This window comes from Tistlia consotensis USBA 355, assembly GCF_900177295.1.
GTDB classification, from domain to species: domain Bacteria; phylum Pseudomonadota; class Alphaproteobacteria; order Kiloniellales; family DSM-21159; genus Tistlia; species Tistlia consotensis.
In genome coordinates this window covers 47,756-66,748 of sequence record NZ_FWZX01000034.1, presented here as the reverse complement: position 1 = coordinate 66,748, position 18,993 = coordinate 47,756, and the positions used below count along the sequence as shown (strand labels likewise).

22 protein-coding genes are annotated in these 18,993 nt (G+C 72.0%); 14 read left to right on the top strand and 8 right to left on the bottom strand.

Features of this window, described 5'->3' with window-relative positions:
* Together B9O00_RS27380 and B9O00_RS27375 are read right to left on the bottom strand one after the other, a co-directional pair.
* Positions 1-241, bottom strand: a 241-nt coding sequence (locus B9O00_RS27380; RefSeq protein WP_143596364.1) for a helix-turn-helix domain-containing protein, incomplete at its 3' end; no start/stop codon positions are given.
* Positions 242-374: 133 nt separating this feature from the next.
* Positions 375-599: a hypothetical protein gene (locus B9O00_RS27375; RefSeq protein WP_218822956.1), complete on the bottom strand. Its 225-nt coding sequence runs from the start codon at positions 597-599 to the stop codon at positions 375-377.
* Positions 600-868: 269 nt separating this feature from the next.
* Here B9O00_RS27375 and B9O00_RS27370 point away from each other — a divergent pair, with 269 nt between their 5' ends.
* The 7 genes from B9O00_RS27370 to ahpD all read left to right on the top strand — a co-directional run bounded on the left by B9O00_RS27370 (position 869) and on the right by ahpD (position 4,029).
* Positions 869-1,048, top strand: a complete 180-nt coding sequence (locus B9O00_RS27370) for a hypothetical protein (RefSeq protein WP_143596363.1) — start codon at positions 869-871, stop codon at positions 1,046-1,048.
* 169 nt (positions 1,049-1,217) lie between these two features.
* Positions 1,218-1,448 (top strand): YMGG-like glycine zipper-containing protein, encoded by a 231-nt coding sequence (locus B9O00_RS27365; protein ID WP_085125902.1) that lies wholly within the window; start codon positions 1,218-1,220, stop codon positions 1,446-1,448.
* 67 nt (positions 1,449-1,515) lie between these two features.
* The gene (locus tag B9O00_RS27360) at positions 1,516-1,977 is read left to right on the top strand and encodes a hypothetical protein (protein ID WP_085125901.1); all 462 of its coding nucleotides are present in this window, start codon (positions 1,516-1,518) and stop codon (positions 1,975-1,977) included.
* A 216-nt stretch (positions 1,978-2,193) separates the two neighbouring features.
* The gene (locus tag B9O00_RS27355; protein WP_085125900.1) at positions 2,194-2,391 is read left to right on the top strand and encodes a PLDc N-terminal domain-containing protein; all 198 of its coding nucleotides are present in this window, start codon (positions 2,194-2,196) and stop codon (positions 2,389-2,391) included.
* A gap of 33 nt (positions 2,392-2,424) precedes the next feature.
* Entirely contained in the window at positions 2,425-2,592 is a 168-nt protein-coding gene (locus B9O00_RS27350; protein ID WP_085125899.1) for a DUF1328 domain-containing protein, read from the top strand.
* 257 nt (positions 2,593-2,849) lie between these two features.
* Positions 2,850-3,398, top strand: a complete 549-nt coding sequence (locus B9O00_RS27345) for a peroxiredoxin (protein WP_085125898.1) — start codon at positions 2,850-2,852, stop codon at positions 3,396-3,398.
* Between the two features lie 82 nt (positions 3,399-3,480).
* Entirely contained in the window at positions 3,481-4,029 is a 549-nt protein-coding gene (ahpD, locus tag B9O00_RS27340; protein WP_085125897.1) for an alkylhydroperoxidase, AhpD family, read from the top strand.
* A gap of 9 nt (positions 4,030-4,038) precedes the next feature.
* On the opposite strand, the gene B9O00_RS27335 is transcribed toward ahpD, so the two are convergent.
* Both B9O00_RS27335 and B9O00_RS27330 read right to left on the bottom strand, forming a co-directional pair.
* Entirely contained in the window at positions 4,039-4,734 is a 696-nt protein-coding gene (locus tag B9O00_RS27335) for a class GN sortase (protein ID WP_089229809.1), read from the bottom strand.
* Positions 4,731-7,163 (bottom strand): marine proteobacterial sortase target protein, encoded by a 2,433-nt coding sequence (locus tag B9O00_RS27330; RefSeq protein WP_085125896.1) that lies wholly within the window; start codon positions 7,161-7,163, stop codon positions 4,731-4,733. The genes B9O00_RS27335 and B9O00_RS27330 overlap by 4 nt, the downstream gene beginning before the upstream one ends.
* A gap of 221 nt (positions 7,164-7,384) precedes the next feature.
* Here B9O00_RS27330 and B9O00_RS27325 point away from each other — a divergent pair, with 221 nt between their 5' ends.
* Both B9O00_RS27325 and B9O00_RS27320 read left to right on the top strand, forming a co-directional pair.
* The gene (locus B9O00_RS27325) at positions 7,385-8,587 is read left to right on the top strand and encodes a pyridoxal phosphate-dependent aminotransferase (protein ID WP_085125895.1); all 1,203 of its coding nucleotides are present in this window, start codon (positions 7,385-7,387) and stop codon (positions 8,585-8,587) included.
* Between the two features lie 17 nt (positions 8,588-8,604).
* A complete protein-coding gene (locus B9O00_RS27320) occupies positions 8,605-9,039 on the top strand; it encodes an HIT family protein (RefSeq protein ID WP_218822957.1) in 435 nt (144 codons plus the stop codon).
* Between the two features lie 13 nt (positions 9,040-9,052).
* Here B9O00_RS27320 and B9O00_RS33580 read toward each other — a convergent pair whose 3' ends face one another.
* Complete coding sequence (locus B9O00_RS33580) at positions 9,053-10,690, bottom strand: metallophosphoesterase family protein (protein ID WP_085125893.1); 1,638 nt, start codon at positions 10,688-10,690, stop codon at positions 9,053-9,055.
* Positions 10,691-10,860: 170 nt separating this feature from the next.
* On the opposite strand from B9O00_RS33580, the gene B9O00_RS27310 reads away from it, so the two are divergent.
* Positions 10,861-11,271: a RidA family protein gene (locus B9O00_RS27310; RefSeq protein ID WP_085125892.1), complete on the top strand. Its 411-nt coding sequence runs from the start codon at positions 10,861-10,863 to the stop codon at positions 11,269-11,271.
* Between the two features lie 31 nt (positions 11,272-11,302).
* On the opposite strand, the gene B9O00_RS27305 is transcribed toward B9O00_RS27310, so the two are convergent.
* Positions 11,303-11,527: a hypothetical protein gene (locus tag B9O00_RS27305; protein WP_085125891.1), complete on the bottom strand. Its 225-nt coding sequence runs from the start codon at positions 11,525-11,527 to the stop codon at positions 11,303-11,305.
* 387 nt (positions 11,528-11,914) lie between these two features.
* Between B9O00_RS27305 and B9O00_RS27300 the strand changes: the two genes are divergently transcribed.
* From B9O00_RS27300 to B9O00_RS27285, 4 genes are all read left to right on the top strand, one after another.
* Positions 11,915-12,520, top strand: coding sequence for an inner membrane-spanning protein YciB (locus B9O00_RS27300; RefSeq protein ID WP_085125890.1), 606 nt, complete (start codon positions 11,915-11,917; stop codon positions 12,518-12,520).
* 188 nt (positions 12,521-12,708) lie between these two features.
* Positions 12,709-14,919, top strand: coding sequence for a hypothetical protein (locus tag B9O00_RS27295; RefSeq protein WP_085125889.1), 2,211 nt, complete (start codon positions 12,709-12,711; stop codon positions 14,917-14,919).
* Positions 14,920-15,058: 139 nt separating this feature from the next.
* Positions 15,059-15,622, top strand: coding sequence for a nitroreductase family protein (locus tag B9O00_RS27290; RefSeq protein WP_085125888.1), 564 nt, complete (start codon positions 15,059-15,061; stop codon positions 15,620-15,622).
* Positions 15,619-16,185, top strand: a complete 567-nt coding sequence (locus B9O00_RS27285; protein ID WP_322111221.1) for a flavin reductase family protein — start codon at positions 15,619-15,621, stop codon at positions 16,183-16,185. Before B9O00_RS27290 ends, B9O00_RS27285 begins: the two co-directional genes overlap by 4 nt.
* Before the next feature lie 84 nt (positions 16,186-16,269).
* Here the strand turns inward: B9O00_RS27285 and B9O00_RS27280 are convergent, their stop codons facing one another.
* Together B9O00_RS27280 and B9O00_RS27275 are read right to left on the bottom strand one after the other, a co-directional pair.
* Positions 16,270-18,054, bottom strand: a complete 1,785-nt coding sequence (locus B9O00_RS27280) for a bifunctional protein tyrosine phosphatase family protein/NAD(P)/FAD-dependent oxidoreductase (protein WP_085125887.1) — start codon at positions 18,052-18,054, stop codon at positions 16,270-16,272.
* 58 nt (positions 18,055-18,112) lie between these two features.
* The gene (locus tag B9O00_RS27275) at positions 18,113-18,979 is read right to left on the bottom strand and encodes an MBL fold metallo-hydrolase (RefSeq protein ID WP_085125886.1); all 867 of its coding nucleotides are present in this window, start codon (positions 18,977-18,979) and stop codon (positions 18,113-18,115) included.
* Positions 18,980-18,993 lie beyond the last annotated feature (14 nt).

Here is an 18,993-nt window from a genome sequence, read left to right as displayed (position 1 = left end):
TGTCCGGCGTCTGCTCGACCAGGCCAAGGATCTCCTCGGCATGAGCCTCGAGATGCTGCGAACGGCGGTCGCCGCCCTGCGGCCGCGGCTCGACCGTGCCGCTCCGATGCCATTGCTCGACCCACTTGATCGCCGCCGAAGCCGAGACACCGAAGCGCTTGGCCGCAGACCGCCGGCTCATGCCGCCGTCAACCGCCCGAACCAGCCGTTCCCGGATGTCCATCGATAGAGGTCGCGTCATGCAGGCTGGCCTCCCTCACCAGCCGGCATCTTGAATCAGATTTCCCGGCGCGCCGGAATCCCTAACGATTCCGTCAGCTGAGAAACTGCTCTAGTGTCCCGGCGTGCCGGGATCTCGCTAGGGCCGGTGCGGCTCAGGTGCCTTCGGCGTCGGTGACCCGGAAATCGCGGGTCGGCAGGTCGGCCGGCGGCGTGTCGAGTTCCCTGTTCAGCAGGCCCCGTCTCAGCAGCTCTCGGATCGCGGCGGCGCGCGTCGGCACGCGGTTGTCGAAGCGCCAGTCGTCGATCGCCCGGAGCTCCTCGTCGTCCAGCATCACCTGGACCTTCTCGGTGCGTTTCGGAGGCTGCGCCTCGGCCATGGCTGTCGTCTCCTGGCGATCGCAGCGGGGGCCGCGTTTCCGGACCCTGTTAAACGACGCTGCCCGACAGCGGTTCCCTCGCCGACGTAACCGACGTCACTGACGGCGTCTCCATGACCTGTTCCAGTAATGGCGGTGCTATCGCCTGCGTGGATGGCGTAGGCAGCGTGCCTTGATCAAGTGACCGATGCGAATTTTCCGGAAATCGGGAAACCGGACCGGGGGGTCTCGAGTTGTCTGTCGCGAAGATGATCTGGAGCGATCACGTCATGGCAGTGCAGATCGAGATCATTACAGAGGAGATTCTGGTCGCTTACCTGCGCGGCGGCCTGAGCGAGGCGGAGCGCCGCGAGATCGAGGCGGCGGCCATCCAGGACGAGCGGATCGCCGAGGTGCTGACCCGCTGCCGCTCGATCGACGAGGGACTGCGGGCGGCGGGAGCCGCCTGAGCGCAGCAGTACCGCTCCCCCGACGCGTATTCGGCGAAGTGCCGGCGGGGTGGAAGGCGGGGTTCAGCCCCCCATCCCCCGAGTCCCCCGCTCCGGCTTTTCCCCCGTCGGCCCTTCGCCGAGCACGCGCTCGACACCGAAAGCGGATTTCTCAGGAAAGGAAAGTCCCATGCGTAAGCTCGCTTTTCCCCTGGTGGTCATCGCCACGCTCGGCCTCGCCGGCTGCAGCGGCATGAACAACACCCAGCAGAAGACCCTGTCGGGCGGCGCGATCGGCGCCGGCGTCGGCGCGGCCGGCACCGCCCTGACCGGCGGCTGCGTCGCCTGCGGCGCGGCGCTCGGCGGTGCGCTCGGCGCCGGTGCGGGCTATATCATGGGCGAGTCGGAGAATCACGACTGACCGCAGAACCCGGCGCGAAGCCCGTCTCCGAGGGCTCGCCCCAGGGGCCTTGCCGAGGAGACGGACGATGCCTCTGCCGCCCGCGATCCGAGCCCTGGCCGCGGCTGTCGCGCTCGCTCTCGCGGGCGGGGCGGCCGCGGCCGGCGAGCCGGTCATGCCGCGCCCGCCGGCCGGCCTGCCCGGCGCGATCCGGGCCGAGGCGCCCGACCGCGGGAGCGAGTCCCTCGAGGACCAGGCGGCGCGGCTGGCGGAGCGGCTGCGCGAGGACCTGAGCCGCCTCGACCAGCGGCTCCGGGGCGCCTCCGAGGAGACGAAGCGCCGGCTGCTCGAAGAGCGCGGCGTCCTCCAGAAGCTGCAGGAGGAGCTGACCAGGCGGCTCGCCCAGCTGGCCGAGCAGAGCTCCGAGGCCTGGCGGGCCGGTGCGCGGATCTTCCTCGATGCCGTCGAGCGCTTCCTGGACGGCCTCGACCGTGACGGGCAGACGCCGCCGGAACGCCCGACGCCGCCGCCGCAGGTCCAGGAGACCTGATCGGGCGCCGCGGCCCGGCTGCCGGCCTCGCGCCGGATGGCCGCCCTGTCCGGCCTCGGTCCCCGCCTCCGCCCGCCGGGCTCCGCCTGCGGACTTGGTCTGCGGACCGTCTCGATCGTGCCGGCGGCACTCCCGCGCCATCCACCGAGTCGAATCGGGCTCGCCTGATCAACCGCCGGCTGCCGCCGGTGACCGGACAAGGAAAGGAACCGGACCATGGGTATCGAAGTTGGTGGGTTGCTGGGCCTGCTGATCCTGATCGCGGACATCTGGGCCATCATCAACGTCGTCCAGAGCGGCGCCTCGACAGGCAGCAAGGTGATCTGGGTGCTGCTCATCCTGATCCTGCCGCTGCTGGGCTTCCTCGCCTGGCTGCTGGCCGGCCCGCGCGGCGGCGGCGCCGTGCGGACCTGAGCATCGCTGCTCGCCACTGGAGGAGAACGGATCATGCTTGGTTGGGCTCTCGCCTTCTTCATCATCGCCCTGATCGCCGCCGCCCTCGGCTTCGGCGGTATCGCCGGCGCGGCCGTCGGCATCGCGAAGATCATCTTCTTCGTCGCCCTGGTGCTGCTCGCCCTCTCGCTCATCGCCGGGCTGTTCCGCGGCCGGCCCTAGCGCCGCGGCCGGGCCCGGGCGCCCCGCGTCTCGCCGGCGCCTTTCGTCTTCCCCCTCCCTGCCTCCGGGCCGCCTGCGGGCGGCCCGTATCTTTTTCGGCGGAATTTTCGCGGGTCTCCCCTTGCGGCCTTGCTGCGGCGCACCATTTCAGTTGCCGAGAATGCGAATTAGAACCATTCTATAAATCCGCGCCGAGCGGCACCTGCCGACCGGCGCCTGTCCCGCGACCGAGCAACCGAAACACAAGAGGAGAGATCATGCTGACCGTTGGCGACCGTCTGCCGAGCTTCGAGCTGCAAGCCGTCACCCGCCTGGACGCGCCGAGCCCGGACCAGGCCTTCGAGACCCTTTCCGACCAGAGCTACGCCGGCAAGTGGCTGGTGCTCTTCGCCTGGCCGAAGGACTTCACCTTCGTCTGCCCGACCGAGATCGCGGCCTTCGGCAAGCTGAACGAGGAGTTCGCCGACCGCGACGCCCAGATCCTCGGCTTCTCGACCGACAGCGAGTTCGTGCACCGCGCCTGGCGGATGCACCAGGAGGAGCTGCGCGACCTGCCCTTCCCGATGCTCGCCGACCTGAAGCGCGAGCTCGCGAGCGCCCTGGGCATCCTGCACAAGCAGGAGGGCGTCTGCCTGCGCGCCACCTTCATCGTCGACCCCGAGGGCATCATCCGCCACGTCTCGGTCTATGACCTCAGCGTCGGCCGCAACGTCCAGGAGGTGCTGCGCACCCTCGACGCCCTGCAGACCGACGAGCTCTGCCCCTGCAACTGGCAGAAGGGCCAGGACACGCTCCAGGCCGCGTGATCCCGCTTCGGCGCGTCCCGCTCCGGCGGGACGCGCCGCGCGCCCATTCCCTGCCGACTGCCGAAGACGAGAGGTTCTTTCCATGTCGATCGACGCCCTGAAGGCCCGGATGCCGGCCTACGCCAAGGACATCAAGCTCAACATCTCGAACGTGCTGCAGACGGGTGAGCTGACCGAGCAGCAGGTCTGGGGCGCCGCCCTGGCCTCGGCCATCGCGACGCGCAGCCCCGAGGTCATCGCCGCGGTCGCCGCCGAGGCCGACCGGCACCTGTCGCCGGAGGCGACCGAGGCGGCCAAGACCGCCGCCGCCATCATGGCGATGAACAACGTCTACTACCGCTTCAGCCACCTGACCGGCAGCGACTACCTGCAGATGCCGGCGCGGCTGCGCATGAACGCGATCGCCAACCCCGGCGTCGACAAGCTCGACTTCGAGCTCTGGTCGCTGGCCGTCTCGGCGGTCAACGGCTGCGGGCTCTGCCTGAAGAGCCACGAGAAGGAGGTGATCGCGAAGGGGGCCTCCAAGGAGGCCGTCCAGGACGCCGCGCGCATCGCCGCCGTGATCCAGGCGGTCGCCACGGTGCTCGAGGCCGAGGACGCGCTGGCCGGCGAGGCCCGCGCCGCGGCCTGAGCCTCACGCCTAGCGCGGCAGCAGCAGCGGGTCGCCGGCCGGGATGCTGGCCGGGATGCCGGCCAGCGACGCCTGCTGCAGGACCGCGGGCGCGGGGAAACGCCCGGCCAGCTCGGCCGGCGTGCGGCCGATCGGCTCGGCCAGCACGACGTAGCGCTGCGCGCCGCCGGGCCGGAGCGCGTCGAGCGGCCAGCAGGTGACCAGCGCCAGCCCGTCCATGCCCTCGGGCACGGGCAGTCGCGGCTGGTCCAGCACCTCCATGTCGACGACCCGATAGTCGCGCCAGCGCCCGTCGGGCGACTGCAGCCGCAGCCGCTCGCCGGGCGCCAGCGCGTCGAGGAAGGCGAAGTGGCTGTCGCGGTGCCCGGCGACGATCGTCAGGCCGTGGCCGCCGAAGGGCGCGCTGCCGGCGACCCGGCCCGGGCCGAAGGCGAGGTTGCGCGGGTTGGCGCGATCGAGCACCAGCAGCGACTCGCCGAGGTCGGGCACCTCCAGGCGCGCCACCGGGTAGCCGTCGGCCCAGGGCCAGGGACGCGCCGGCCGGCCGTCCGCCAGGGTCGCCGACCAGGCCCGTTCCAGCAGGATCTGCGCCAGCGCCGCCTTGCCGGCCATCCAGCCCGCCGTGCCGAGCTGCCACAGCCCGCCGGCGACCAGCAGCCCGGCGAGCAGCAGCAGCGCCCGCCGGATACGCAGGTGGCCGCTCATCGCCAGAGCCTTCCGGGCCGGCCCCCGGGGCGACTGCGGCGCACGGCGGCCAGCAGCACGAGGCCGCCGAGCAGCGCCAGGCCGCCGACCAGGGCCCGCCAGGGGGCGTCGGTGGCGGTCTGCGGCAGGGCCACGGAGCCGGCGATGCCGGCCTGCTGCAGCTCCTCGGGCGGGGCCGGGCGCAGCGCCAGCGCCTGCCGCAGCCGGGCGCGTCCGGGCTCCGCCGTCCCGTCCGCCTGCTCGCCGGCCGGTCCGAAGACCTTCTCGTAGCTCCAGTCGTAGGGCAGGGCGCGCGCCACCGGCGCGCTGCCGAGGGGAGCGCCGGCCGGGCGGGCGGCCGGGCCCCTGTCGACCGCGACCAGGCTGGTCCAGCGGGTCACCAGGCGATGCTCCAGGGCCAGCGGCACGGCCTCGGCGCGCACCGCGCTCTCGTCGCGTCCCTCGGCCAGGGCGTTGTCGAGCTCGTCGAGCTTCGCCCTGGCCCAGATCGCCGAGACGCCTTCGCGGCTCTCCAGCCGGTCGAGCGGCAGGCTCGCCTGCCAGCTTCTGCCGCCGCGCGCGCCCTGGAGCTCGAGCGTGCCGGACAGGCGGTCGAGCGGCACGCCGGGGAGGCGGGCGGCCAGCTCGACCGGCTCGCCGACGTAGAGGTCGGGCAGGCGCGCCGGCACCATCTCGACCGCCCCGGCGCCGGTCCAGCGCGCCGTGACGTCGGTCATCGCCGGGCTCTCCAGCTTGCGGAACAGCGCCGCCATGCCGCTCTCGACGGTGTCGCTGGAGCCGACGTAGGTGAAGCTGCCACGGCCGAGCTCGGCAGCCTTGGTCATGAACCAGCTGTTCGGCGCCGAGCCGATGCCGACGGTGAAGAGGCGCCGTTCGCCGAGGCCGGCCGACAGCGCCTCGAACAGCTGCCGCTCGTTCGAGACCGCGCCGTCGGTGACGAAGACGATCTGGGTCAGGCGTCCCGGCTCGCTCGGCTCGCCGAGCGCGGACTGCAGCGCCGGCAGCATCTCGGTGCCGCCGTCGGCGTGCAGCGCGTCGACGAAGCGCCGCGCCTCGGCCAGCACCTCGGGCGTCGCCGGGCGCGCCTTGTCGAACAGCGACTCGGTCGTGTCGTCGAAGCGGATGACGTTGACCCGGTCCGTCGGCTTCAGGCGGCGCAGGGCGAGGCCGACCGCCGCCTTTGCCTGGTCCATCGAGGCGCCGAACATCGAGCCGGAGTTGTCGACCACCAGGATCAGGTCGCGCGGCCGCTCGAGCGCCGCCGCCGGCGCGCTGCCCGGCAGCAGGCTGGCCAGCAGGTAGGTCTCGCCGCCGACCTGCTCGGCGAAGACCGCGGCCTGCGGCTCGGCGCCGATCTTCGGCTGCCAGCGCAGGACGACGTCGCGGTCGGCGGCAACCGGGCCGCTGGCGAGGTCGATCCGCTGGCTGCCGTCGGGCAGGTCGCTGACCGTCACCCTGTGCGAGGGGCTGTCGATCCCGGCCAGCGGCAGGCCGGCGTCGAGATGCACGGAGATCGCCGCGGTCGGCACCAGGCGCCCGCTCGCCGGGTCGACGACCGGGCCGAACAGGTCGCCGCGCTCGGCCTGCGGCGTCGGCGCCTCGCCGTCCTGCTGGCCGCGGCGCTCGGCGATCGGGACGACCTTCGGCGCGCCGGGCGCCGCGCCGGGCCGGGGCGGCATCGGCACGGCGACCAGGCTGGGGCCGCCCGGCGTGTAGCGCGGCGCCACGACCAGCGGGAAGCGCAGCTCGTAGCGGCCGGCGTCGTAGCGGACCCGCTGCTGGTAGGCGATCTCGATCGAGACCGCCTGCCGGGGCCCGACGTTGGCGACGGCGGTCGTGAAGACGTTCGGCCGCTCGCTGCTCAAGAGGCCGGCCTGGCGGCCCTCGGCGCGCGCCTGCTCGTAGATCCGCCGCGCCTCCTGCTTCTCGTGGATCTCGCCTTCGATGCGGCGCTCGCCGACGACCATGGTCAGGCGGTCGACGGCGGACTGCTCGGGCAGCGGGAAGACGTAGGTGCCTTCCAGCCAGTCGTCCGAGGGGTTGAGGAAGTACTGGCGCACCGTGGTCCGCTCGATCGGGCCGTGGACCTCGATCGAGACCTCGGAATGGACCAGGGGCGCGGCGAAGGTCGGCGCGTCCGCGACCGGCCGCTCCGCTCCCTCGGTTCCGGCCGGCGCGGCCTTGCGGAAGTAGAGGCCGGCGGCCAGGCCGCCCGGCAGGGCGGCCTGCTGCACGCCGGCCTGCTGCACGGGGGCCGGCCGGCCCGCTCCCAGGGTCTGACCGTGGGCGGCGCGCAGGCCGGGCAGGCTGGCCAGCGCCAGCGTGCCGAGCGCGAAGAGCAGGAACAGCAGGCCGGTGACCAGCAGGCGCTGGCGCTCGCCGGCGCGGTCCCGAAAGCCGCGATGAAACAGGGCGCAATGCGGGCTCATGACGACCCCCCCGTGAGAATTTGACCGCTTCCCATAACGCCGGTGGCGTCCGGCGGCGGCGGGGTGTCAAAAGGGTGATTCGGCGGCGAATTGCGGCGCGTTTGCGGCACCCCCTCCCGGAGCATGGCCGCAAGCCTGTCCGGGCAGTTGCGGGGGCGCCTGGGCTCGACTAGGTTGCGGCGCCGTCCGTTCCCAGGACCGCTGCCGCAAGGGAAGCCGCCATGTCCGTGATCGCCCAGCGCCTGTCGCGCATCAAGCCCTCGCCCACCATCGCCGTGACCTCCAAGGCGCGCGAGCTGAAGGCGGCCGGCCGCGACGTCATCGGCCTCGGGGCCGGCGAGCCGGACTTCGACACGCCCGATCACATCAAGGAGGCGGCGATCGAGGCGATTCGCCGCGGCGAGACCAAGTACACCGCGGTCGACGGCACGCCCGCGCTGAAGCAGGCGATCTGCGCCAAGTTCAAGCGCGACAACGGCCTCGACTACGTGCCCGAGCAGGTGACCGTCGGCACCGGCGGCAAGCAGGTGCTCTACAACGCCCTGATGGCGACCCTGAACCCGGGCGACGAGGTGATCATCCCGGCGCCCTTCTGGGTCAGCTACCCCGACATGACCCTGCTGGCCGAGGGCGTGCCGGTCGCCGTGCCCTGCTCCCAGAACCACGGCTTCAAGCTGCGTCCCGAGGACCTCGAGCAGGCGATCACCAAGAAGACCCGCTGGCTGATTCTCAACAGCCCCTCGAACCCGACCGGCGCCGCCTATTCCTGGGACGAGATGAAGGCGCTGACCGAGGTGCTGAAGAAGCACCCGCAGGTCTGGGTCCTGACCGACGACATGTACGAGAAGCTGGTCTACGACGGTTTCGAGTTCTGCACCCCGGCCCAGGTCGAGCCGTCGCTCTACGATCGCACCCTGACGGTCAACGGCGTCTCCAAGGCCTTCGCGATGACCGGCTGGCGCATCGGCTACGCCGCCGGCCCGGTCGAGCTGATCAAGGCCATGGCGGTGATCCAGTCGCAGTCGACGACCAACCCCTCCTCGATCAGCCAGGCCGCCGCGGTCGCGGCGCTCAACGGCCCGCAGGACTTCCTGGCCGAGCGCAACGAGACCTTCCGGCAGCGCCGCGACCTGGTCGTCGGCCGCCTCGACCGCTGCCCGGGCCTGACCTGCTCGAAGCCGGAGGGCGCCTTCTACGTCTACCCGTCCTGCGCCGGCACGATCGGCAAGACCGCGCCGGACGGCAGCAAGATCCGCTCCGACGAGGACTTCGCGACCAAGCTGCTCGAGGCCGAGGGCGTCGCGGTGGTGCACGGCGCGGCCTTCGGCCTGTCGCCCTACTTCCGCATCTCCTATGCGACCTCGACCGAGGCGCTGGAGGAGGCCTGCAACCGCATCGAGCGCTTCTGCGCCAGCCTGAAGTAGTCCGGCGGGAGGGCGTGGTGACCGACTGCGTCTTCTGCCGGATCGCTGCTGGCTCCATCCCGTCGCATCGGGTCTTCGAGGACGACGAGCTGGTCGCCTTCCTGGACATCCAGCCGATCCGCGCGGGCCACGTGCTGATCGTGACCCGCCGCCACTACGTCGACTTTACCGAGTTGCCCGATCCGCTGGCCGAAAGCATGGTCCGCCTCGGCCGGCGCTTCGGCGCCCTGCAGAAGCGGCTCTGGGGCGTCGAGCGCGCCGGCTTCTTCTTCACCGGCGGCGACGTGTCCCACGTCCACGCCCATGTCGTACCGCTGGTCGAGAAGACCGACGTCACCTCGCGCCGCTACATTGCCGAGCCGGAGCTGACCTTCCGCCCGCCGCCGCGCGAGCCCGACGCGCGGCTGGCCGAGGTGGCGCAGCGGCTGGCGGCGGAGCTGGGCGAGGCGTAGGGCCGCGCTCCCGTCACCCTGCCGGCAGGCACGGCGCGTCCTTCCCGACCGCAGCCCGGACCTTGCAAGCCAGCTCCGGCTTGCCGTCGCGGCCGTAGTAGTCGATCTCGCTGCCCGCGGGGCCGCGCTCGATCACCGCGAAACCGAAGTCGAAGGACAGGCTGGTCCGCGCGCCGAAGGGCGCGGGCGGTGCCGGCTGCTTGCGCGCCGGCGGATAGGGCAGGGTCTGGAAGGGCAGCAGGCCGCTCAGGTCGAAGGGCGGCAGGCGCCTGCCCGTCGGCGGCGCGTCGTAGGCCGGCGCGCCGACCGTCATCGGCAGGTTCAGGCGCTCCGGGCCGTCGGCCAGCGTCGCCCTCGGGCCCCAGGCCGGCAGGCCCTTGAAGTCCTTCGGCCGGTCCTCCTTGGTGCCGGCGGCGCCGTAGACGCCGAGCCAGGGCAGGCGGCGGCCGCCCGCCAGCGGCTTCTCGGGGGCGATCGCGGCGAAGAGGTGGACGTGGCCGGCCAGCACCTGCTCAAACGCGGGCGCCCTGGGGTCGGCGGCGGCCCGGGCGACCGCCGACGCGACGGTGTTGAGCGTCGTCGCCGCACCCATCGCGGTCAGGTCCGGCGCGCCCTTGCCCGGCCAGAACCACAGCGGGTGGTGCAGCAGCAGCCACCGGGTCTTGTCGCGCTCGGCGCCGTCCAGCGCCCGCTTCATCCAGTCGCCGTAGAGCTCGGCGCGCTTGGCGGTGCCGTAGGCGTCGCCGGCGTCGGCGCTGTCGAGCACCAGCAGGTCGAGGTCGGCGCTGTCGAGCCAGTAGGGCGCCGTGTCGTCCTTGCAGCCCTGGGGCGGCGGGCCGCCGTCGCGGTAGTCCGCGGCGAGCAGCTGCAGGAAGCCGGTGCCGGCGCGCGCGCAGGTCTCATGGTTGCCGCGCACGAAGACCCAGGGGGCCATCGCCAGCAGCGGCCGCGCCGGCTCGAAGAAGTCGGCCCGCCAGGCCGGCTCGCGGTCGCCCCAGGGGCTGCCGGCGCAGCCGGGCAGGGAGTCCGGGCAGGGCGCCTCGCGGTAGTGGTAGTCGCCGACGTGGACGATCAGGTCGAAGGGCTTCTCCTCCCCGAGCCTGGCAGCCGCCGCCGCGACCGCGCCGAAGGCCCAGGAGTCGGGATCGTTGCAGTCCTGCTGGCCGCCCGGGATCAGGTAGTAGACTAGGCGGCAGCCGGTGTCGCCGATCACCAGGATGCGCTGCAGCCTCTCGGGCCGGCGCGGCAGGACCGTGTCGCCGATCCGGGCCGAGAGCCGGCCGTCGTAGCGGAATTCGCAGAAGCTCGAGGGGAAGTCGGCCCGGGTCGAGGGCGCCCGCTCGTGCATCGCCTCCCGGCGGCTGCCGCCGGTACCGGTCAGCTCGATGTCCGGGCAGGCGCCGCCCGCGGGGAGCAGGGCGCGGGCGATCAGCTGGCCCGGCGCGTGCCCGAGGGCCGCGCCGTCGGCCGCGCGGTCCGGCGCCATCTGCACCCAGACGTAGGGCTGGGCCGCCGGCTTCCGAGGCGCGGCCGGCGGCGCGGCGCAGCCGGCGAGCAGCAGCAGGGCGAAAAGGGGCAGGGCGAAGAGGGGCAGGGCGAAAAGGGACAGGACGGAACGGGCGGACGGCTTGCACGACGGACGGAACGGCATGGCGGCTTTCCCCTCTCCGGGACTGCCAGCTTGGCGAGCCTCGCCGCTGCTGTCGAGTTGCAGTTGTGCGTCCGACGAGCGGCGGGCGGGCAGCCTGCGAATTGACCGACGCAGCCGCTCCGGCCAGATTGGCGACGACAGAGACGACAGAGACGTGCAGGGGGAACGGCATGGGCGGAGCGGCGAGGCGCCACAATCCAGGCTCGCTCTGGCCGGTCCCGGAGCCGTTCAGGAGCATCTATTCCCATGCCGTCGAGGTCGCGGCCGGGTCCCGGCTGCTGTTCCTCTCCGGCCAGATCGGCATCGCATCCGACGGCTCTCTGCCGCCGGGCTTCGCCGCGCAGTGTGAGCAGGCGATGAACAACGTCGAGGCGCTGCTGGCGGCCGCCGGCATGACGCCCGCCGACATGGCGAAGGTCGGCTATTTCCTGACGCGGCCGGAGGACCAGGCGAGCCTGGGCGAGATCCGCCGCAGGCGCTGGGGCAGCGCGGAGCCGCCGGCGGTCACCACGCTCGTCGTTGCCGGCCTTGCCCGGCCCGAGCTGCTGATCGAGATCGAGGTCGCGGCCGCCGCCCCCTGACCGGCCTCCGCTGCGGGCTGCCGAGGCGTCCTCAGCCGATCGGCGACTTCGGCCCGCTCTGGCAGAGCACCTTCAGGTAGTAGTCGTCCGGGTAGCTGTTCGGCCTGCCGGCGACGTAGGTCATGGCGCCGAACACGCAGCTCCGGCTGTCGGTGGCGGGCGGCGCCTCGACCATGTCGATCGCGTTGACGCCGTTGCAGTCCTTGGAGTTCGGCACGCTGGCCAGACTGCAGATGAGCACGATGACCTTGATCACTTCCGTCACTCCATCGGTTTCGACAAAGTCCCGGACGCTCATCCCTTCGGGCGCCGCCGCCGGTGCCCGAAGGCTCCCGGCGCCGCGGCACGCTGGCCGTCTCTTGCGGCAGCCTCGATTTATCTCAGAAGAGCGTAAATGATTCGTTTAAGTTGGCAATATATTTCTTGGGTTGTTTCTGACGAAGTCCATGAATCAATCGGAAGTATAAGGCTTTCTTGCTGAATATTACTCGCGGAGGCGCGGGGATTTCTCTCGTGACGACAGGGGCTGCCGTCGAGACGCCGTGTCGTCCGGCGTCTCCGGCTTGCCGGCCGAGCTCGCGAGTTGAACGGAGCGGCCGTTCCGCCCAAATTGGCTGGGACGATCGGTCGCGAAGGGTCAGGCATGAGCGGAACTGTTGACGGACGGGCACGACGGGACGACGCGCAGCCGGCGCCCGACGGCCCGAAGTGGCTGAAGCCGACGGTCGACTACGGCCCGCTGCTGGTCTTCCTCGGCAGCTATCTGGCGAGCGACATCCGGACCGCGACGGCGGCTGTGGTCGCCGCGGCGGTCGCGGCGGTCGCCCTGTCCTGGCTGGTCGCCCGCCGGATCCCGCTGATGACCCTGGTCATGGCCGGCGCGATCGGGCTGTTCGGCGGCCTGACCCTGATCCTGCGCGACGACACCTTCATCAAGATGAAGCCGACCATCGTCCAGACGCTCTTCGCGCTGGTGCTCTGGGCCTCGCTGGCGCTTCGGCGGCCGCTGCTCAAGGTCCTGCTGCAGGGCGGCTTCCCGCTGCGTCCGGCGGCCTACGTCGCCCTGACCCACCGCTTCGCGGTCTTCTTCCTGGCCATGGCCGGGCTCAACGAGGTGATCTGGCGGACCCAGCCGACAGACCTCTGGGTGACCTTCGACACGGTCGGCCAGATCGCCCTCTCGCTGGTCTTCATCGGGACCCAGGTGCCCTTCATGATGCGCCACCAGGCCGGCGAGGAGCAGGGCTAGACCCTCCTCAGCTCCGCCGGCCGGTCCACCGCCGCTCGCCACCTCGCCGCTTTCTCGACAGCGCCGTCCCGCCGGAGACAGGCGACCGGAACACGCCGGCCGTGCGCCGAGCGTCAAGCTTCCGGACGACCTTTCCGGCGGGACGCGGCGTCCGGCCTCGCCCCGCGCCTCAGACTGGAAGCCGGCCGATGCGCGAGATCATCGAGGAGATATTGCAGCTCATCAGCGGCATCCAGGAGGTCTTCCTGCACCTGCCGATGACCGAGGCGACCGGCCAGTTCGCCGATGCCGGGCAGGAGCTCACCGACTTCGCCATCCTGCTGGAGACCTGGCTGCAGGAGGAGACGCCGTCGGAGGAGACGGTGACGCGGATCGAGGACCAGGCGAGCAGGGTCGTCCTGCCGCTGACCAGCGCCTTCGCCACGTGGAACGCGCGTGTGCTCAAGATGGGGCCGCTGAGCCTGGCCAAGGTGATCGACGCCCGCGCCGCCAAGGAGAACCTCGCCCTGCTTCAGCCGTTCCGGGACCTGCTTGTTTCCTTGATCGCGGCGGCGCGGGTCGCCCGCAGCGCGTTCGGCCGGGAGAGCGGGTCGGGCGGCGGGGGCGTCGAGCCCGGCTCCGGTCTCTTCGCGCGGATGAGCGACGTCCGCATCAGCGTCGCCGACGCGCCCAACCTCGGCCACCAGAGTGCGGTGCTGGCGCTGATCGCCAACCTGCGCCGCCTGGGCTTCGCGGCGCCGCCCTCCGGGGTCAACATCGAAGTCGCCGTCAGCGACGCCGACCCGAGCGGCTTCGATCAGCGGATCACCGTCACCCAGCTGTTCACCATGCCGCTGGCGGTGGAGCACCCGGAGGTGGCGATCCGCCAGGCGGTCGACGCCGCGCTGGAAGCCTTCTGTACGGATGCCGACTACTACGTCCTGGGCGAGATCACCGGCCTGCAGGACCACGACGCGGCGGGCAAGCCTTACCAGACCGCGGACCTGGCGGGAGGGAGCGTGCCCGATGCGCTGCCGTCCGGCTTCACCGCCACGACCGCGGCCGAGATGCTGGCGGCCTTCCGGCAGAACTTCGAGGCGCCGGAGGGAATGGCGCTGCTCGGCACCGCGGTCGACATCGCCGGCCTCCCCGTGGAGGACAACGGCGACGATCAGCAGGGCACCGTCGATCCGTCCAGGATCGTCATGGGCAACAAGGGATTCCTGCTGACCGTCGCCTTCCGCTGGTCGAGGCAGGCCGCGGGGCAGAGCAGTCTCGACAAGATTGCGCGGCTCGATCCACGCTACGACCGGATTCCCGGGGTCCGCTGGCTGGTCGGCAGCGACCGCTTTCCGGACGAGGCGAGCGACACCACCCTGGGGCTGATTGCCGCCAGCGACGCGGCCTCCGCGAGCAGCCCGGAGACCGTCTCCACGCTGCGCACCGCCTACCTGCGCACCGAGGGCCTGCTGGTCCTGCAGCCTTTCCTGTGGCATCCGCACCATCGCTTCGTCAGCACCGCGCGGAACGGCGAGGCGCAGTTCGCCGGTCAGAAGATCGGCGACCCGCTGCCGCCGCAGCCGCCGGCCTGCTGGCTCTACGACCCCGCGACCTATTTCGTCGAGCCGGTCGAGTCCGGCCCGGCCTTCGATCTCTACGGCGGCTACGTCCGGGGCGCCGATCCCGTGGACCTGGCCAAGATCCTGACCTCCGTCGGCGCCAGGAAGACGTCGCTCATGACGGCCTACGGGCTGCACCAGACCAGGGACGACCAGGTCGCGCTGGTACTCGGCAACCTGCTGAGGGCGCTGCTGGCGGCGCAGGCGACGTTCGACCTGAAGCCGGCCGTGCTGTTCGCCGTCTACGGCGTACGGTCCCTGGGCGCGCTGGTGCCGGAAGGGCTCGCCGACGACTGCGGCTTCCTGGACCTGTCCGCTCCGTCCGCCGACCTGGGCACCGCCCTGGCGGCCCTCGAGGCGGCGGAGACGCCGAAGGTCCTGCTGGTGCAGTCGCCGGGCCTGCCCGGGCCGATCTTCCAGTGCTTCGTCCAGGCCTCGACCTTCCCGGTGATCCTGGAAGGGGCCAACACGACCAATCTCTGCCAGATGCTCGGCAAGCCCTACCTCTCGGTCAACACCACCGCCACGCCCTACGTGACGATCGACGACCAGGTCCAGGCGAACTTCGGCTTCGACCCGGCGCTGAACGTCGAGGCCTGCCTGGCCGCCGTCGGCCTGCTGTCGACGGCGACCAGCGACTATCTCTACGACGCCGACGGCGCGACCGCCGCGCACCTCGCGGCCGTGCTGGCGCTGCCGCCCGCCGTCATGACCTACTTCCTGGCCCTGCAGCGGCTGGTCCGGCACCCTGAGATGGACCAGGTCCGCATCGGTCTCGAGGTCCTGCTCGCGCGTCTCTAGAGCAGATGGCGACCCCGTGGAATCGCGCTGCGATCCCATGGGGCCGTCGGCCCGGCATCGGCGCTCTTGATCCCGGTCAAGGCGCCCTTGCGCCGGCCGGCTAGCATGGCTGGACAGTTCGCCGCAGCGAGGGACCGCCATGGAGCTGACGGAAGCCATCTACAATCGGCGAGCGGTGCGCGACTTCACCGGCGAGCCGCTCGACGAGGCGCTGCTGCGCCGGCTGATCGAGGCCGCCGTGCAGGCACCGAGCGCGCTCGACCGCCAGCCCTGGCGCTTCGTCGTGGTGCGCGACCGGGCGCTGCTCGCCCGCATCTCCCGGGAAGCCAAGGCCCACCTCCTGGCGAGCACACCGCCCGGCGTGGGGGAGGCGCGGCTGCGCGGCTACTTGGAGGATCCGGACTTCGACATCTTCTACGCCGCCCCGGCGCTGGTCGTGATCGCCGGCGCGACGGCCGACCCCTGGACCGTCGAGGATTGCGCCCTGGCGGCTCAGAACCTGATGCTGGCGGCGCGCGAGGCCGGGCTCGGCAGCTGCTGGATCGGCTTCGCCCAGGCCTGGCTCGGCACCGCCGAGGGCAGGGTGGCGCTCGGCCTGCCGGCGGAGGCGCTGCCGGTCGCGCCGATCATCCTCGGCCGGCCGAGGGCCTTCCCGCCGCCGGTGCCGCGCCGGGCGCCGGAGATCCGCTGGATCGGCCCGTGAGCGCGCGCCGGCCGGCCACGGCGTCGGCGGCGCTGGACGAGCTGCCGCTGGCCGAGGTCTACCAGCTGATCGAGCCCGGCCCGGTGGTGCTCCTGACCACGGCGCTGGACGGCCGGGCCAACGTCATGACCCTGTCCTGGCACATGATGGTCGAGTTCGAGCCGCCGCAGATCGCCTGCGTGGTCAGCCCGGCCAACCACAGCTTCGCGGCCCTCGAGCGGAGCGGCGAGTGCGTGATCGCGCTGCCGGCGCGCCGCCTCGCGGCCAAGGTCGTGCAGGTCGGCAACAGCTCGGGCCGCGCGCTCGACAAGTTCGAGGCCTTCGGCCTGACCCCGCTGCCGGCCGGGCGCGTCGCGGCGCCCCTGGTCGCCGAGTGCTTCGCCAACCTGGAATGCCGGGTCGCCGACCGGCGCCTGGTCGCGGACTACGCGCTCTTCGTCCTGGAAGTGGTCAAGGCCTGGCGCGACCCGGCGCAGAAGCGCCCGCGCACGATCCACCACCAGGGCTACGGCCGCTTCGTGGTCGACGGCGAGACGATCCGGCTGAAGTCGCGGATGCGGTAGCTCGCGGACGCCGGGGCGCGCTGCATCGCCCCGGCGTCCGTCCTCGCGCGACCAAGGGAGGCAAGGCGCGCGAGGGAGGCGGGATCAGGCCGCCTTGCTGCCGCCCGGGCTGCCCTTCTCGGACAGGGCCTCGGGCGATTGCTGGGCCTGCGGGCGGTGCGGCAGCAGGGTCGGCCCGGCCAGCCATTCGCGGCCCTTGAGCAGCAGCTCCCAGTAGATCGCCGGCAGCGCCTTTTCCTTGAGCAGCCAGGCGAGGCGGGTCGGCTTGCGGCCCTCGATCAGCCAGGTCGGGAAGGTCGGCAGCAGCTTGCCGCCGTAGCCGAACTCGGCGAGCACGATCTTGCCGCGCTCGACGGTCAGCGGGCAGGAGCCGTAGCCGTCGTAGACCGCGCGCGGCGCCTCGCCGTCGAGCACCGCCAGCAGGTTGACCGCGACGGTCGGCGCCTGCTTGCGGATCGCCGCGGCGGTCTTGGCGTTGGGCGCCGACATCGCGTCGCCCAGGCTGAAGATGTTGCCGAAGCGCACGTGCTGCAGCGTCTCGGGGCTGACCTCGACCCAGCCGGCCTCGTTGGCCAGCGGGCTGCTGCGCACGAAGCCGGGCGCACGCTGCGGCGGGCAGACGTGGAGCATGTCGAACGGCCGCTCGATCGTCTCGCTGGTGCCGTCCGGCCCGCTGTTGGCGAAGCGCGCGATCTGCTTGTCGCCGTCGACCGCGACCAGCCGGCTGTTGAAGCGCAGGTCGATGCCGTAGAGCTTCACGTACTCCATCAGCGCCGGCACGTAGTCGGCGACGCCCAACAGCACGCCGCCGGCATTGTGGAAGGCCACGTCGATGTCCTTGAGGCGGCCGGTGCGGCGCCAGTGGTCGCAGGACAGGTACATCGCCTTCTGCGGTGCGCCGGCGCACTTGATCGGCATCGGCGGCTGGGTGAACAGCGCGGTGCCGCCGCGCAGGCTCTGGGTCAGCTGCCAGGTGTAGGGCGCCATGTCGAACAGGTAGTTCGAGGTCACGCCGTTGCGGCCGAGCGACTCGCGCAGGCCCTCGACGCCGTCCCAGTTAAGCTCCAGGCCCGGGGCGACGACCAGGGTGCGGTAGCGCAGCCGCTCGCCGTCCTCGAGCACGACCTCGTTGCGCTGCGGCTCGAAGGCGGCGACCGCCGCGTGCAGCCAGCGCACGCCCTTGGGGATCACCGAGGCCATCGGCCGCTCGGTCATGGCGCGCTCGAAGACGCCGCCGCCGACCAGGGTCCAGCCCGGCTGGTAGTAGTGCTTGTCGCGCGGGTCGACGACGACGATGTCGAGGCCCGGCCGGCGCGCCAGCAGGCTCGCCGCGGTCGAGATGCCGCCGGTGCCGGCGCCGACCACCACCACGTCGTGGATGGTCAGCGGCCGCTGCTCGCCCGGCGCCGCGGCCTTGCCCGACGGTGCCGCGGTCCCGGTCGCGCTCGCCTGGGCGCGCTGCTCGAGGCGCGGGCGCAGGCCGGAGATGTCGTAGCCGGCGCCCTGGGCGGTCTCGACGATCGTGTCGGGATCCAGGTGCCAGGCCTCGGCCAGTGCCCAGAGCGTCGTCGAGCGCGTGCCGGTGCGGCAGAAGGCGAAGACCGGCCCGCGCACCTCGGCCATGATCTTGGCGAAGGCCTCGACGTCGGCGTCGGTCACCTTGCCGGAGACGACCGGCAGGGCGTGGTAGGCGAGGCCGACGGCCTTGGCCGCCTGCTCGATCTCGGCGCCGGCCGGCTGGTCCTCGCCCTCGCCGTCCGGGCGGTTGTTGACGATGGTCTTGAAGCCGTGCGCGGCCAGCGTGCCGAGGTCGCTCGGCAGGATCTGCGGCGAGACCGACAGGAACGGGGAAATCCGCTTCGGGTCCATGGGGCATTCCTCCTGGGATCGGCCGTCGCCGTCGCGCGGGCGGCCGCTGGTTTTGTCGCTAGATCGCGTCGAGCGGGAGCTTCAGGTAGCGCACGCCGTTGTCCTCGGGCGGCGGCAGCGCTCCGGCGCGCATGTTGACCTGCACCGACGGCAGGATCAGGCGCGGCATGCCGAGCGTCGCGTCGCGCTCGCTGCGCATCTTGACGAAGGCCGCCTCGTCGATGCCCCGGTGGACGTGGACGTTCCTGGCCTTCTCCTCGCCGACCGTGGTCTCCCAGCGGTACTCGTCGCGGCCCGGCGCCTTGTAGTCGTGGCACATGAAGAGGCGCGTCTCCTCGGGCAGGGCGAAGATCTTCTGGATCGAGCGGTAGAGCGTGTGCGCGTTGCCGCCCGGGAAGTCGCAGCGCGCGGTGCCGTAGTCCGGCATGAACAGGGTGTCGCCGACGAAGCCGGCGTCGCCGATCACGTAGGTCATGCAGGCCGGGGTATGGCCGGGCGTGTGCATCGCCCTGGCCTCGATCGAGCCGACCTGGAAGCGGTCGCCGTCCTGGAACAGCCGGTCGAACTGGCTGCCGTCGCGGCGGAAGCCGGGCTCGGCGTTGAACAGCGTGCCGAAGGTGTTCTGCACGACGGCGATGTTGGCGCCGATCGCGGTCTTGCCGCCGAGCGTCTGCTTCAGATAGGGCGCGGCCGACAGGTGGTCGGCATGGACATGGGTCTCGAGGATCCACTCGACCTCGAGGCCGGCGGCGCGGACGTAGGCGATGACCGCGTCGGCGCTGTCGTGGCTGGTCCGGCCGGAGGCCGGATCGAAGTCGAGCACGGAATCGATGATCGCACACTTCTTCGTCTCGGGATCGACGCAGACGTAGGACACCGTGAAGGTGGGCTCGTCGAAGAAGGCCTTGACCTCGGGCTTGCGCATGGCGGTCTCCAGGG

Bases quoted from the DNA above. Each gene is read 5' to 3' on its own strand.
- B9O00_RS27335 (WP_089229809.1), bottom strand. From the start codon at position 4,734: ATGAGCGGCCACCTGCGTATCCGGCGGGCGCTGCTGCTGCTCGCCGGG.
- B9O00_RS27365 (WP_085125902.1), top strand. From the start codon at position 1,218: ATGCGTAAGCTCGCTTTTCCCCTGGTGGTCATCGCCACGCTCGGCCTC.
- B9O00_RS27350 (WP_085125899.1), top strand. From the start codon at position 2,425: ATGCTTGGTTGGGCTCTCGCCTTCTTCATCATCGCCCTGATCGCCGCC.
- B9O00_RS27290 (WP_085125888.1), top strand. From the start codon at position 15,059: ATGGAGCTGACGGAAGCCATCTACAATCGGCGAGCGGTGCGCGACTTC.
- B9O00_RS27375 (WP_218822956.1), bottom strand. From the start codon at position 599: ATGGCCGAGGCGCAGCCTCCGAAACGCACCGAGAAGGTCCAGGTGATG.
- B9O00_RS27310 (WP_085125892.1), top strand. From the start codon at position 10,861: ATGGGCGGAGCGGCGAGGCGCCACAATCCAGGCTCGCTCTGGCCGGTC.
- B9O00_RS27360 (WP_085125901.1), top strand. From the start codon at position 1,516: ATGCCTCTGCCGCCCGCGATCCGAGCCCTGGCCGCGGCTGTCGCGCTC.
- B9O00_RS27275 (WP_085125886.1), bottom strand. From the start codon at position 18,979: ATGCGCAAGCCCGAGGTCAAGGCCTTCTTCGACGAGCCCACCTTCACG.
- B9O00_RS27345 (WP_085125898.1), top strand. From the start codon at position 2,850: ATGCTGACCGTTGGCGACCGTCTGCCGAGCTTCGAGCTGCAAGCCGTC.
- ahpD (WP_085125897.1), top strand. From the start codon at position 3,481: ATGTCGATCGACGCCCTGAAGGCCCGGATGCCGGCCTACGCCAAGGAC.
- B9O00_RS27325 (WP_085125895.1), top strand. From the start codon at position 7,385: ATGTCCGTGATCGCCCAGCGCCTGTCGCGCATCAAGCCCTCGCCCACC.
- B9O00_RS27330 (WP_085125896.1), bottom strand. From the start codon at position 7,163: ATGAGCCCGCATTGCGCCCTGTTTCATCGCGGCTTTCGGGACCGCGCC.
- B9O00_RS27300 (WP_085125890.1), top strand. From the start codon at position 11,915: ATGAGCGGAACTGTTGACGGACGGGCACGACGGGACGACGCGCAGCCG.
- B9O00_RS27295 (WP_085125889.1), top strand. From the start codon at position 12,709: ATGCGCGAGATCATCGAGGAGATATTGCAGCTCATCAGCGGCATCCAG.
- B9O00_RS33580 (WP_085125893.1), bottom strand. From the start codon at position 10,690: ATGCCGTTCCGTCCGTCGTGCAAGCCGTCCGCCCGTTCCGTCCTGTCC.
- B9O00_RS27370 (WP_143596363.1), top strand. From the start codon at position 869: ATGGCAGTGCAGATCGAGATCATTACAGAGGAGATTCTGGTCGCTTAC.
- B9O00_RS27355 (WP_085125900.1), top strand. From the start codon at position 2,194: ATGGGTATCGAAGTTGGTGGGTTGCTGGGCCTGCTGATCCTGATCGCG.
- B9O00_RS27280 (WP_085125887.1), bottom strand. From the start codon at position 18,054: ATGGACCCGAAGCGGATTTCCCCGTTCCTGTCGGTCTCGCCGCAGATC.